Origin of the sequence: Halomonas sp. DQ26W, assembly GCF_003339685.1 — a bacterium.
GTDB lineage: Bacteria > Pseudomonadota > Gammaproteobacteria > Pseudomonadales > Halomonadaceae > Halomonas.
Genome location: NZ_QPKI01000010.1, coordinates 58,896 through 72,236 on the forward strand (window position 1 = coordinate 58,896; position 13,341 = coordinate 72,236).

At 61.8% G+C, this 13,341-nt stretch carries 13 protein-coding genes; 8 read left to right on the forward strand and 5 right to left on the reverse strand.

The window, feature by feature from the left end; translation table 11 throughout:
• Positions 1-5: 5 nt before the first annotated feature.
• From DU490_RS07300 to DU490_RS07320, 5 genes are read right to left on the reverse strand one after another with little or no spacing between them, the layout of a single operon-like run.
• Complete coding sequence (locus DU490_RS07300; protein WP_114573658.1) at positions 6-275, reverse strand: K+/H+ antiporter subunit F; 270 nt, start codon at positions 273-275, stop codon at positions 6-8.
• On the reverse strand, positions 269-766 hold the full coding sequence (locus DU490_RS07305; RefSeq protein WP_114573659.1) for a Na+/H+ antiporter subunit E: 498 nt from the start codon (positions 764-766) through the stop codon (positions 269-271). Before DU490_RS07305 ends, DU490_RS07300 begins: the two co-directional genes overlap by 7 nt.
• Positions 763-2,304, reverse strand: a complete 1,542-nt coding sequence (locus DU490_RS07310; RefSeq protein WP_114573660.1) for a monovalent cation/H+ antiporter subunit D — start codon at positions 2,302-2,304, stop codon at positions 763-765. The genes DU490_RS07305 and DU490_RS07310 overlap by 4 nt, the downstream gene beginning before the upstream one ends.
• Positions 2,301-2,645: a Na+/H+ antiporter subunit C gene (locus DU490_RS07315; protein ID WP_114573661.1), complete on the reverse strand. Its 345-nt coding sequence runs from the start codon at positions 2,643-2,645 to the stop codon at positions 2,301-2,303. The genes DU490_RS07310 and DU490_RS07315 overlap by 4 nt, the downstream gene beginning before the upstream one ends.
• The gene (locus tag DU490_RS07320; protein ID WP_114573662.1) at positions 2,645-5,455 is read right to left on the reverse strand and encodes a monovalent cation/H+ antiporter subunit A; all 2,811 of its coding nucleotides are present in this window, start codon (positions 5,453-5,455) and stop codon (positions 2,645-2,647) included. Before DU490_RS07320 ends, DU490_RS07315 begins: the two co-directional genes overlap by 1 nt.
• 503 nt (positions 5,456-5,958) lie before the next feature.
• Here DU490_RS07320 and DU490_RS07325 point away from each other — a divergent pair.
• From DU490_RS07325 to DU490_RS07360, 8 genes are all read left to right on the forward strand, one after another.
• Positions 5,959-8,289, forward strand: coding sequence for a putative monovalent cation/H+ antiporter subunit A (locus DU490_RS07325; protein WP_114573714.1), 2,331 nt, complete (start codon positions 5,959-5,961; stop codon positions 8,287-8,289).
• Positions 8,282-8,713 carry a Na+/H+ antiporter subunit B gene (locus tag DU490_RS07330; RefSeq protein ID WP_114573663.1) on the forward strand — a complete coding sequence of 144 codons (432 nt, stop codon included), beginning with the start codon at positions 8,282-8,284 and terminating at the stop codon, positions 8,711-8,713. The genes DU490_RS07325 and DU490_RS07330 overlap by 8 nt, the downstream gene beginning before the upstream one ends.
• A gap of 51 nt (positions 8,714-8,764) precedes the next feature.
• Positions 8,765-9,112 (forward strand): Na+/H+ antiporter subunit C, encoded by a 348-nt coding sequence (locus DU490_RS07335; protein ID WP_114573664.1) that lies wholly within the window; start codon positions 8,765-8,767, stop codon positions 9,110-9,112.
• Complete coding sequence (locus DU490_RS07340; protein ID WP_114573665.1) at positions 9,109-10,683, forward strand: Na+/H+ antiporter subunit D; 1,575 nt, start codon at positions 9,109-9,111, stop codon at positions 10,681-10,683. The genes DU490_RS07335 and DU490_RS07340 overlap by 4 nt, the downstream gene beginning before the upstream one ends.
• Positions 10,680-11,153 carry a Na+/H+ antiporter subunit E gene (locus DU490_RS07345; RefSeq protein ID WP_114573666.1) on the forward strand — a complete coding sequence of 158 codons (474 nt, stop codon included), beginning with the start codon at positions 10,680-10,682 and terminating at the stop codon, positions 11,151-11,153. The genes DU490_RS07340 and DU490_RS07345 overlap by 4 nt, the downstream gene beginning before the upstream one ends.
• Positions 11,154-11,177: 24 nt before the next feature.
• Positions 11,178-11,447: a monovalent cation/H+ antiporter complex subunit F gene (locus DU490_RS07350; RefSeq protein ID WP_114573667.1), complete on the forward strand. Its 270-nt coding sequence runs from the start codon at positions 11,178-11,180 to the stop codon at positions 11,445-11,447.
• Positions 11,440-11,844 (forward strand): monovalent cation/H(+) antiporter subunit G, encoded by a 405-nt coding sequence (gene mnhG, locus DU490_RS07355; RefSeq protein ID WP_114573668.1) that lies wholly within the window; start codon positions 11,440-11,442, stop codon positions 11,842-11,844. The genes DU490_RS07350 and mnhG overlap by 8 nt, the downstream gene beginning before the upstream one ends.
• 114 nt (positions 11,845-11,958) lie before the next feature.
• Positions 11,959-13,263, forward strand: coding sequence for a lytic murein transglycosylase (locus DU490_RS07360; RefSeq protein ID WP_258801448.1), 1,305 nt, complete (start codon positions 11,959-11,961; stop codon positions 13,261-13,263).
• Positions 13,264-13,341: the final 78 nt, after the last annotated feature.

Consider the following 13,341-nt stretch of genomic DNA (forward strand, 5'->3'; position numbering starts at 1 on the left):
CTTCCTCATTCGATGATATCGCCGCGTAGTAGATAGCGACAGATCGCCATGGTACTAACGAAGCCGAGCATGGCAATCAATATCGCCGCCTCGAAGTAGGTCTTGGTGTTGAGCCAAAGTCCTAGCAGGACGATCAACGCGATGGAGTTCACGTACAGGGTGTCCAGTGCCAGCAGGCGGTCCGGGATGTCCGGGCCGATGGCGAGCCGGTAGACGTTCATCAACATGGCCAGCACGATGAGCGCCAGGCTGATCAGCAGGGCGGTATCTAGCATTCGAAGATCTCCTTGAGCGGCCGCTCGTAGCGTTCGCGGATCTCGCGCACCAGCTCCTGCTCTTCGTTCATGTCCAGAACATGGATCAGCAAGGAGGAGCCATCCAGGCGGATATTGGTGGATACGGTGCCAGGTGTCATGGTGATGGTATTGGCTAGCAGTGTGATCACCAGCCGGTCCTGGACCTCAAGCGGGTACTCGACGAAGCCTGGATGCGGCTCGCGCCGAGGCAACAATATCAACAGGCTGACGTGTGCGTTCGCCTTGACGATATCCCACATGACGTAGGTGACGAACCAGGCCAGCTTTAGTGGGTGCTTGACCCGGGGCAGTGGCTCCCAGAAGCCTTGGGTCAGTAGCGGAATCACCACGGCCAGAAAGGCACCCAGCAACAGCTGTCCTGGCTCGATGCTGCGTACCATTAGCAGCCATACCACCAACAGGACCAGGGAGAGGGTGGGGGTGGGCAGGTAGCGTCCCAGTGCTCTCATGGTGTTTCTCCGGTGGCGTCCTGAATCTGCGCGATCTGTCGGGCCGTGTCATCTCCCAGCAATTGGCGAATCGGCTCCTGGGGGTTGGCCAGTTGCTCGGCTGTTGCTTGGGTGTAGGTACTCACCGGCCCGCCGAAGACAACCAGTAGCGGGGCACTTGCCAGCAGCCATATCACCCCGGCCAGTTGGGCCCGGCTGATCCTGCCGGTGGCAACCTCACCCTTGTAGCTGGCCCAGAAGAAGACCGAGCCTGCCCGGGACATGGCGATAAGGGAGCACAGCCCTGCCAGTAGCAGCAGTGGCCAGAGCCAGAGTCGTGCGCTGCCTTCTGCGGCCTGCATCAGCATCAGCTTGCCCAGTGCGCCGGCAAGCGGCGGCAAGCCGGCGACGGCCACGGCGGCTACCAGGAATAGGCCGCCAAGCAGGTGGCGCTGATGCAGGCGACGGGCACGAACCAGGCGGGTGCCTGCCTTGCCGCGCTGCTGACCGATCATTTCGGCGATCAGGAAGAGGGCGCCGCAGATCAGGGTGGTGTGGGGCAAGTAGTAGAGAAGGGCGGTGGTCGCCTCTGTTGTGCCCAGAGCCGCACCGGCGAGCAGGGTGCCCACCGAGACGAGTACCAGGTAGGCAATCAGCGGGCGCAGATCGCGGGCGGCGAGTATGCCAACCCCTGCCAGTACGATAGTGGCCAGTCCGGACCACCAAAGCCAGGCGGTGATGCCGCCTGCCGCAGGGCTGTCGATGAAGATCATTGTCTGCACTCGCAGAATCGCGTAGAGCCCCACCTTGGTCATGATGGCGAATAGCGCAGCGACCGGAGCGGGTGCCGCCGAGTAGGTGCGTGGCAGCCAGAAATAGAGCGGCAGCAGCGCTGCCTTGAGGCTGAACACCACCACCAGCAGTAGAGCACCGGCGGTGACCAGGGCCGCTTGATCGCCCGTCATGGTGGCAACGCGGCGCGCCATGTCAGCCATGTTCAAGGTGCCCGTGGCACCGTAGAGCACCCCTAGCGCAATGAGGAACAGTGCCGATCCCGCTAGGTTCAGAATGACGTAGTGGAGTCCGGCGCCCACCCGTGCCTTGCCGCCGCCATGCATCAGCAGTGCATAGGAGGCGAGCAGCAGGATCTCGAAGAAGACGAAGAGGTTGAACAGGTCGCCGGTGAGGAAGGCGCCATTGAGGCCCACCAATTGGAGCTGGAAAAGGCCGTGAAAATTGCTGCCCTTGGTATCGTCACCGGCACTGGCAAAGAGGGCGCAACCCAGCGCCAGTACGGCGGTGAGCGTCAGCATCAGGGCCGAGAGTCGGTCGAGCATCAGCACGATGCCGTAGGGCGCCTGCCAGTTGCCCAGGCCATAGAAGGTCAGTTCGCCGCTGGCGGCGCGGCTCAGCAGCAATAGGCTGATGAGGACCAGCGCTGCAGTGAGTGACACACTGATACGGCGATGGGTGGTGAAGCTCGCCTTGCCCATCAGCAGGAGAGCCAATGCCCCTATCATCGGCAGCAGAATGGGGAAAATGATGAGGTGCTGGTTCATTGGCCCACGTCTCCCTCTTCACCCTGCTGGCCGTCCACATGATCGCTACCTAGCTCGCTGCGGGCGCGAATGGCCAGTATCACCACGAAAGCGGTCATGGCAAAACCGATGACGATTGCGGTCAGCACCAGGGCCTGGGGCAGGGGGTCGGTGGGTGAGATCGACTCGCCGATGACCGCTGCCGCATGGGTGTTGAGACCGCCTGTGGAAAACAGGAAGAGATTGACGGCGTAGCCGAGCAGGGCCAGGCCGACGATGACCGGAAAGGTCCGCCCGCGCAGCAGAAGATAGAGGCCGCTGGCGGAGAGTGCACCGACCACGAGCGAAAACAGGGCTTCCATCAGCGTTCCTCCAGCGTCGGGCGGTCCACGGTGGTGACCCGGCCCAGGTTGATCAGGATCATCAGGGTGGCGCCGACCACCGCCAGGTAGACCCCCAGGTCGAAGAGCATGGCAGTGGCCAGCTCGATCTCGCCGATTAGCGGAATATTGAAATGGCCGAACGCTGAGGTCAGGAAGGGATAGCCAAATAGCCAGCTGCCTAGACCCGTGGCCGTAGCGATGGCCAGGCCGGACACTGCCACCACAGGATAGGAGACCGGCAGGCGTTGCCGCGTCCAGTCGTGGCCTCGGGCCATGTACTGGAGGATCAAGGCCACGGAGGTGATCAGTCCGGCAATGAAGCCTCCGCCCGGCTGGTTGTGACCGCGCAAGAAGATATACACCGACACCAGCAGTGCCAGCGGCAGTAGTATCTGCGCCACTACCGCCAGGATCATCGGATAGCGGTGCCTTGACCAGCGGATGCCTTCCAGGTTGCCTGATGGCATGAACAGGCGCATGCGGTTGAGCAGCTTGAAGGTGGCAAGGCCAGCCAGGGTCAGCACGGTAATCTCACCCAGAGTATCGAAGCCGCGGAAATCCACCAGGATCACGTTGACCACATTGGTGCCGCCGCCGCCAGGCAGGCTCTCCCGCAGGAAGTAGTCGGCGATGGTCAGTGTTTCACGGGTGAGCAAGGCGTAGCTGAGCATTGCCACCACCACGCCCAGGGAGGCCGCCAGGATCAGGTCGCGCAGGATCCTCCTGCCCGAGACGAGCAGGGGAGGGCGTTGGGGCAGGAAGAACAGTGCCAGAATCATCAGGATCATCGAGGCGACTTCTACCGACAGTTGGGTCAGGGCCAGGTCCGGGGCAGAGAAGCGCACGAAAGTGAGTGAGACGGCGAGGCCCACTACCGATAACATCAGCAGCGATACCAGCCGCCAGCGGTGGCTCAGGGCGCTGCCGATGGCGCCGAAGATGATAAGCCCTGCCCCCAGGATCATCATACCGTCCAGGGGCTGCTGTCCCAATTCGCCGGTAAGGGAGTCGAGCTGGGTCAGGCCGATACTGGTCATGACCAGGGCGCAGAGAATCAGCAAGGCCTGATAGCGCTGCAGCGAGCCGTTTTCCAGGCGCAGGGTCAGCCATAGTGTGATCTTGATTGCTCGCTGCATGGCCGCCTCGAAGACCAGGCCGGCGTCACGGGAGGGGAAAAGTGCCGCAATCCCGGCAAAGTAGCGTTGATGGCGAAGCACCAGAATGCCGCCCGCAACTGCCGCCAGACTCATCAGCAGAGGGGCGTTGATGCCATGCCACAGTGCCAGGCTGAAGAGCGGCGTGGTTTCGCCTTGCACAGCCAGGCTGGCTGCATTGACCAGCGGAGCGGCTAGCGTCATTGGGAACAGGCCTACCAGCAGGCTCATCGCTGCCAGAAACAACCCTGGGGCCAGCATGCCGCGCGACGGGTCGTGGACATGCATCGGTGGCTGCGTCTTCTGCTCACGGGTGAGCTTGGGCTCGGCGAAGAACAGGCTATAGATCAGTCGTAGCGAATAAGCGACCGAGAGCATGGCGGCCACCACCACCAGCAGCGGGATGACGACGCTGAGCGCTCCCAGCAGATTGTTGAGCAGGCTCTGTTCGAACAGCAACTCCTTGGAGAGGAAGCCGTTGAACGGAGGAAAGCCGGCCATGGCAGACCCGGCGAGGATCGTCATGGTGCCGGTGAGTGGCATCATTGACCACAGTGCCCCGAGACGGTCGATATCCCGGGTGCCGGTTTCATGATCGATGATGCCCACCATCATGAACAGTGCTGCTTTGAAGGTGGCGTGGTTGAGGATATGAAAGACTGCAGCGACGATGGCCAGCGGACTGCCCAGCCCCAGCAGCAGGGTGATCAGGCCCAGATGACTGACGGTGGAAAAGGCCAGGATACCCTTTAGATCGCGCTCGAGCAGGGCGAACCAGGCGGCATAGAGCATGGTGGCGAGACCTACCAGCGACAGTGCCACGGCCCAGAGCGCCGTATCGCCCAGTGCCGGATTGAGGCGCGCCATCAGGAAGACGCCGGCCTTGACCATGGTCGCCGAATGGAGAAAGGCCGATACCGGCGTCGGTGCGGCCATGGCATGGGGCAGCCAGAAGTGGAACGGAAACTGGGCCGACTTGGTGAAGGCGCCGAACAGCACCAGCACCAGGATCAGCGGATAGTGCGCTGAGGCGCGTATCGTGTCGCCGGCAGCCAGCACATCGCTCATGGCAAAACTGCCGACTGACTGGCCGATCAGCAGGATGCCGGCCAGCAGTGCCAGCCCCCCTGCACCGGTGACGGTGAGCGCCATGCGTGCGCCGCGGCGAGCATCGCTGCGATGGCCCCAGAAGCCGATCAGCAGGAATGACGAGATGCTGGTCAGCTCCCAGAACAGCCAAAGCAGCAGCAGGTTGTCGGCCATGGCAATGCCCAGCATTGCCGTCATGAACAGCATCATGTAGGAGAGGAAGCGGCCATCGTCCTCGGCGGCACTCAGGTAATAACCGGCATAGAGCAGGATCAGACTACCGATACCCAGGATCAACAGAGCGAACAGTAGCGTAAGACCGTCGATTCGCAGTGCCAGGTCGAGTCCCAGCAAGGGCATCCAGGGTATCTGTAGGCTGACCACGTTGCCATCGAGCACGGTAGGCGCATGCATCAACACCAGGCCCAGCGCCAGCAGGGGGGCGGCCAGGGTGGCTGCGACACAAGCCTTGCGACCATAGCGAGAGGTCATTACTGGCACCAGCGTGCCGATAATGGTGAGAAGAGGAATCCACAGCAATGACATTGATGGCTCATCCATTCTGGCGGCGGATCGGTGACATTGCGCCACGTTAAGGGATAGTGAGGCGTGAGGTCGTATCTGCCGGTTGCCACGTGGCTCATCGGGGCTATCGATGATCGCTTGGCTGGTGCGTTGGGAGCGACGCATGAAGAAACGGAGGGAAATCGCTATACTACCAGGCCGTTTCGCTGAGAGTTCTGTGCCAATTGCAGCCAGCCGCGGCGCAGAGTTTATAGCTTTTGCGGTGCAATAAACAGCCTGGAAAGGTCGTATGGGGCTTATCCATTGGATGTAATTTCATGCTCTACGATGGCGGCAAAGAGCCTATCAGGCGGCGTGCATTTGCAGGTTCGATGAACGCTTGTCAAAGTGGCAGCGGCACGCCATGCGCCTTCCTTTGCGCCTAGTGCTTCAAATAGCCTGCTGATTGTTGAGACAGGCACCGGCAAGGTAGCGAAGATGCCGATTCCCCCTGACGGAAGAACGACTATGAAGAGAGCTGCATGATGCAACTAGCCGTGCTATCGGGTTTCGTACTGGCCGCTTTCGCCCCGCTGCTGCACCGCTGGTTCGGTGCGCGTACCAGCTTCGTGCTGGCCGCTTTCCCGGCTGCCCTGGCGCTGGGCTTCATGAACCTCATGCCCGCTGTGATGGGTGGTGAGGCGGTGACGTTTGCCATGAAGTGGGTGCCTTCGCTGGGCATGAGCCTGACCTTCGTCATTGATGGCCTTTCGCTGCTGTTCGCTCTGCTGATCACGGTGATCGGCACCTTCGTGTTGATCTATGCTGGCGGCTATCTCAAGGGCCATCCCGACCTGGTGCGTTTCCATATCGTTCTTGTCGCCTTCATGGTGTCGATGCTTGGTCTGGTGCTGGCTGATGGCCTGATTACGCTGTTCGTCTTCTGGGAACTGACCAGTATCACCTCCTATCTGCTTATCGGCTTCAATCACGCCGACCTGGAGGCGCGCAAGTCGGCCCGCCAGGGTCTGTTCGTCACCGTCGGCGGCGGACTGGCGCTGATGGCCGGGTTGGTGATGCTCGGCACTGCCGGCGGCAGCTGGTCGCTCGCCGAGCTCGGCACCATGGGCGATGCTCTGCGTGAACACGATCTCTATGCACCGCTGCTGATCTGCCTGCTGCTGGGCGCTTTCACCAAGTCGGCCCAGTTTCCGTTCCACTTCTGGCTGCCCAACGCCATGGCGGCGCCCACCCCGGTGTCGGCCTATCTGCATTCGGCGACCATGGTCAAGGCCGGGATCTACCTCATGGCACGACTGCAGCCGAGCTTGGGCGGCACCGAGATGTGGGTTGGTATCCTCTCGGTGGTGGGGGCGGTCACCATGTTCACCGGTGCCTTCCTGGCCATCCGCCACACCAATATCAAGAAGCTGCTGGCTTACTCCACGATCATGGCGCTAGGCACCCTGACCATGCTGCTGGGTCTCGGCACCGAAGGGGCGCTCATCGCCTTCGTCACCTTCCTGCTGGCTCACTCCCTCTACAAGGGAGCGCTGTTCATGGTGGCGGGCATACTCGATCATGAGACCGGCACCAAGGACGTGACCGCCATGGGGGGGCTGCGCTCGCTGATGCCGGCTACGGCGCTGGTAGCCATAATTGCTGCTCTGTCGCTGGCCGGTGCGCCGCCGCTGTTCGGCTTCATTGCCAAGGAGTTGATGTTCGAATCGGTTCTCGAGGCGGGAGCCTTCCGCTGGCTGATTCTGCTGCTGGCCTTTTCGGCGGCTTTTCTGACCATTGCCGTGGCTGCCATCGTGGCGCTGAGACCCTTCTTCGGAGAGCGGCGCGCCACCCCGCGTGTGGCCCACGAGGCGCCGGTCTCGATGCTGATCGGCCCTGCCGTGCTGGCGGTGCTATCGCTGCTGCTCGGACTCGTCCCGGTGCTTGCCGGCACGGGCTTGCTGACGGCGGCCGCCTCGGCGGTGATGGGCCAGCCGGTCACCGTCTCGTTGTCGCTGTGGCACGGCGTCAACCTGCCGCTGGTCATGTCGCTGGCCAGCCTGGCCCTGGGCTATGTGCTGTTCCGGCGTTGGGATCGGGTACGTGCGCGCCTGGCGAGGCTCGACCCCCTGATCGCGCGAGGTCCCGAGGCGGGGTATGACGCCTGCATGCACTGGATCACCGTTGTCTCCGACTGGCAGACCCGTATCCTGCAGAATGGCTATATGCGCAATTACCTGATGGTGATGGTGCTGACCCTGATCGCACTGATCGGCAACTCTCTGCTGCTTCGCCACTCCCCGGACATCGCCTTCCATCTCGACGTGCGCTTTCACGAGGTGGTTGTGGTTTCGTTGATGGTGATGGGGGCGCTGTTCGCCGCCATGACTCGGTCGCGGCTGAGTGCGGTGGTGTCGGTGGGCATCATGGGCTTCTCCATCGCCCTGGTTTTCATACTTTTCAGTGCTCCCGACCTGGGCATCACCCAGCTCCTGGTGGAAACGCTGACCGTGATCCTGCTGGTGCTGGTGCTCTTCCGGTTGCCTCGCTTCGCCACCCTGTCGACCCCCCTGGAACGGGTGCGCGACTTTCTGGTCGCGGGCTGCGTCGGTGTGCTGATTACCCTGCTGGTACTGACGGCCTGGGGAATCGACCAATTCGTGCCCATTTCAGGCTACATGATTGAAAACAGCGTACCGCTGGCCCATGGGCGCAACATCGTCAATGTGATTCTGGTGGACTATCGGGCTCTCGATACCCTGGGGGAAATCTTCGTACTGGCCCTTGCCGCGATTGGGGTCATCGCCATGCTCAAGCTGCGTGCGACGGAGAAACCCAAGCCAGCGTCGAAGGAGAAGGAGCCTGCCGATGGTTAAGTCCGGTACCCTGATACTGCATACCGCCGCTCGGATCCTGATGCCGCTGCAGCTGCTGTTTTCCGTGTTCCTGCTGCTGCGAGGACACGATGAGCCGGGCGGGGGCTTCATCGCCGGGCTGGTGGCCGCCGGTGCCTTTACGCTCTATCTGTTCGCCTTCGGGGTCAGTGCCACCCGGGAAGTGTTGCGCATGGTCGACCCCCGTGACCTGATTGGCATGGGGCTGTTGCTGGGCATGATTTCGGTGTTTCCCGCCTGGTTCATGGATCAGCCGTTCTTGACCGCCCAGTGGTGGGAGATACCCGGGATCGACTTCAAGGCCTCGAGCCCGCTGATATTCGACGTCGGGGTCTACCTGGCGGTATTGGGATCGGTGCTGGCCATGGTCATGACGCTGATGGAGGTGGACAAGGATGAGCCTTGATTTTACCGGCGTCGCCGACGTCGCTCCGTCAATTCGTGCTGGAGGTGCGTTATGGAGCCGGTAATGGCGGTGGCCATTGGCCTGCTGTATGCGTCAGCGATCTTTCTGATCCTGCGTCGCTCAATCGTCAAGCTGGTAATAGGTCTGATCCTGCTCTCCAATGCGGCCAATCTATTGATCTTTACCTCGGCGGGCATGACACGGGGGGCGCCGCCCCTGATCCCCGAGGGACTCACGGCGCCACTCGGCCCGGTGGCGGACCCCTTGCCCCAGGCGGTGGTGCTCACCGCTATCGTGATCGCCTTCGGCGTGCTCGCCTTTGCCGTGGTATTGATCCGTCGTGCCTACGAGATCGTCAAGGCCGATGACCTGGACAAGATGAAGGAAACCGATACGTGAGGCCTGAAGTTGCACTGCCCGTTCTCCTGCCCTTGCTGTCGGGTGCCTTGTCGCTGTTGTTCTGGCGCTCGCGATCCACGCAGCGCTTCATCGCCGTGGCCGGAAATATCGCGCTGCTGGGCGTGGCACTCTGGCTGCTGGTATCGGTGAGCCTCGATGATTATGTGGTGATCCAGATGGGCGGCTGGGAGGCCCCCATCGGGATCACCCTGGTCGCTGATATGCTCAGTGCGGTGATGATCGTGCTGACCGGCATCATCGGGCTGGCGCTGGCGGTCTATTCGCTGGCTTCCACCGGTCCCGGCCACGAGAAGTTCGGCTATTACCCCTTGATGCACCTGCTGCTGGCCGGTGTCGCCGGTGCCTTTCTCACCGGTGACATCTTCAACCTCTATGTCTGGTTCGAAGTGATGCTGGTGGCCTCCTTCGCGCTGCTGATTCTGGGCGGCGAGAAGGCGCAGATGGAGGGGGCGATCAAGTACGTGACCCTCAACCTGCTGGCGTCGGTGATCTTTCTCACCGCCATCGGGCTGACCTACGGTATGGTCGGCACGCTCAATATGGCCGATATCGCCCAGCGCCTGGCCGCGGCCGAGAACCAGGGCATGGTCGAAGTGCTGGCGGTCATGTTCATGATCGCCTTCGGCATCAAGGCGGCGGCCTTTCCGCTGTTCTTCTGGCTGCCGGCCTCCTACCACACGCCACCGGTGGCGGTTTCGGCCCTGTTCGCGGGGCTGCTGACCAAGGTTGGGGTCTACTCCCTGTATCGGGTCTTTACCTTGATGTTCGACCAGACCCTGGGCTATACCCAGGATCTGCTGCTGTGGGGAGCGGCGCTGACCATGGTGACCGGCGTGCTCGGGGCCGCTGCGCAATTCGAGTTCCGGCGCATTCTCTCCTTCCATATCGTCAGTCAGATCGGCTACATGATCCTCGGGCTTGCGCTGTTCACACCGCTCGCCATTGCCGGGGGTATTTTCGCGGTGATGCACAACATCATCGTCAAGACGAATCTATTTTTGATCAGCGGTATCACCCGGCGGCTCCAGGGTACCTATGAGCTGAAGAAGATGGGCGGGCTCTATCGCGAACGTCCCTGGCTGGCCGTGGCCTTCTTCCTGTCGGCCTTTTCCCTGGCTGGCATACCGCCACTTTCCGGTTTCTTTGCCAAGTTCGTCCTCATACGCGCCGGTATCGAGGCCGGAGCCTATGTCGTCACTGGTGTCGCTCTGGCGGTCGGCCTGATGACGCTCTATTCCATGGTCAAGATATGGAACGAGGTGTTCTGGAAGACCCTGCCCGAGGACAATCTGGTGCCGGTGGAGGAGACTGTTGTGGGTGACGACAGCCGCTTGGTGCCGGCGAGCATGTGGCTGATGTATCTGCCGGTGGCGGTGTTGGCACTCTTTGCCCTGTTGATTGGTCTGTTTGCCGAACCGCTGATGGTTGCCATGAACCAGATCGGTGACCAGCTGATGAACCCTCAGGGCTACATCGAGGCCGTGCTGGGGGGCGAGGTTGGTATCGAGGATGTTCTGGTCGAGGGGCCTGATGAGGAGGTGACGCCATGACGGGGGCAATATGGAACCTGCTGCTGGCCCTGGCCTGGGTCATCCTCAGCGGCGATTTCTCGGGGCCGAACCTGGTGATCGGTCTGGTGTTCGGCTATTTCACGCTGGTGCTGATTGAGCCCCAGGTGCCAGCTCTCAAGGGCTACCCGGGCCGGATTCCGCGAATTCTGCGTTTCATGGGCTTCTTCATCAAGGAGCTGGTCCAGGCCAACCTGCGTGTCGGTTTCGACATTCTGACGCCACCCTGGCACATGAAGCCGGGTGTGATCGCCATGCCGCTGGAGGCGCGGACCGAGCTTGAGATCACCATGGTCGCCAACCTGATATCCCTGACACCGGGCACACTGAGCCTGGATGTCTCCGATGACCGCAAGGTGCTTTACATTCATGCCATGTTCCTCGACGACGAGGAGGAGCTGCGCCGTAATATCAAGGAAATGGAATGTCGTGCCCTGGAGCTGTTCCGATGAGTTCGATGATGGTGAGGTGGTGATGTGGATACCGTAATCCTGCTCAGCCAGGTGATCATGAGCTTTGCCCTGATCCTGGCCTTCGTGAGGGTGGTGCGAGGCCCCAGCCTGCCTGACCGGGTGGTGGCGCTGGAACTGTTTGCCAGCATCGTGGTGGGCATGGTGGGTGTCTATGCCATCAAGATGGACGTTTCCAGCTTTCTGGATGCCGCCATCGTTATCGCGCTGATGGGCTTTCTGGCTGCCATCGGCTTCGCCCGTTTTCTGGAGCGTGGAGGTCCTCGGGATGATTGAGATGATCAAAGGGCTCCTGATTCTCACCGGGGCACTGTTCATGTTGCTGGCGGCGCTGGGTATCCTGCGCCTACCCGACCTGCTCACCCGCATGCATGCCACGACCAAGGCAGCGGCCCTGGGTGTGATCCTGATCATGCTCTCGGTTGCCGTGCATTTTGGCGAGGTGGCGGTAGTGGCCCGCGCCTTTGCCATCATCGTCTTCGTGGTCATGACGGCGCCGGTGGCGGCACACGTGATCGGCCGTGCCGGCTATTTCGTGGGTTCGAAGCTCTGGTCCGGCACCGTGAAGGATGAGCTGCGACCCAACTATGACCCGCTGACCCATGAGCTTAAAAGCGGACTGGAGACCGAAGCCAACGCGGTGCATCAGCCCCGGGAGAGTGATCCTTCCTGACGATGGCGGGTCCTGGCAGGGGTTACAGAAATCGACGATATGAGAGCGAAAGAGACTGGTCTCGCCTGTGCTTCTACGCCATCATCATGGCGTTCATTGCCAAGGAATGCCGATATGCGTCAGATATTTCCTGCCACTCTGTTGATGGCGCTTCTCGCCGGCTGCCAGAGCGGCCCGGTACAGGAGGCGACAGCTGACAATCGTTCGCTTGATGCTGCCGACGAACAGGCTGCCAGCGGGCAGGAGGCCGAGCCCACTCATGAGCCGGTGTCGACTGAGCGTGGTGAGTCCGAAGCCACGCCGGCCGACTTCAATGCGTGGTTGGCAAGCTTTCGCCGCGAGGCCCGCTCAGCGGGCATCAGCGAGACGACGCTGACCCAGGCACTGGATGGGGTACGCTATCGGCCTCGGGTGATCGAGTTGGACCGCTCACAGCCGGAGTTTGTGCGGCCCATCTGGCAGTATCTCGATAGCGCCGTTTCATCGACTCGTATCCAGCAGGGGCGTGACAAGCTTGCCGAGCATCGTGATACTGCACGCCGCATGGAGGAACACTACGGCGTACCGGCAGAAATCATCGTCGCGATCTGGGGGATCGAGAGCAACTATGGCGGTAACTTTGGGGACTTCTCGACCCTGGAGGCCCTGGCGACCCTGGCCTTCGATGGGCGTCGCAGCGACTTCGCCCGCGGCGAACTGTTGGCTGCGTTGCGTATCATCGAGGCCGGTGATATCCGTCCTGAGCGCATGGTCGGCTCCTGGGCCGGAGCCATGGGCCATACCCAGTTCATTCCCTCGAGTTTCGAAGCCTATGCCGTTGATGGCGATGGCGACGGCCGACGCGATATCTGGGGCAGCATTCCCGATGTCATGGCCTCGACCGCGAACTATCTCGCCCGGGCCGGCTGGCAGACGGGGCAGCCCTGGGGAGTGGAGGTTCGGCTGCCTGACAATTTCGACTATGCCCAGACCGAGCTGAGCACCCGCCGTGCCAGTCGTGAATGGTCTGCCCAGGGGGTGCGCGGCATCGGTGGCGAGAGTTTGCCCGATTTCGCCGAGGCCTCGGTCATTGCGCCGGCCGGTGCCGATGGGCCGGCATTTCTGGTGGGCCCCAACTTCCGGGCCATCCTGCGCTACAACAATGCGACCAGCTATGCCTTGGCGGTGGGTGCGCTGGCCGACGAAATTGACGGTCGTTCGGGCATCCACTCAAGCTGGCCTCGGGAGGAGCAGCCGCTGACGCGCAGCCAGGTTCGCGAGATGCAGCAGGCACTTAATGCTCGTGGCTTCGATGTCGGTACCCCGGACGGCATCCTGGGGCCCAATACGCGTCGTGGCCTGCGCAACTATCAACGTTCGCTTGGCGTCACACCCGACGGTTTCGCCACGGTCAGCCTGTTGCAGCGGCTGCAGCGCTGATAAGGAAAGACCCCACCCGTGCAGGGTGAGGCCCTTCCTCATGCGCCGTTGAGGAATGGAGGTGGTTCAATAGGGAGG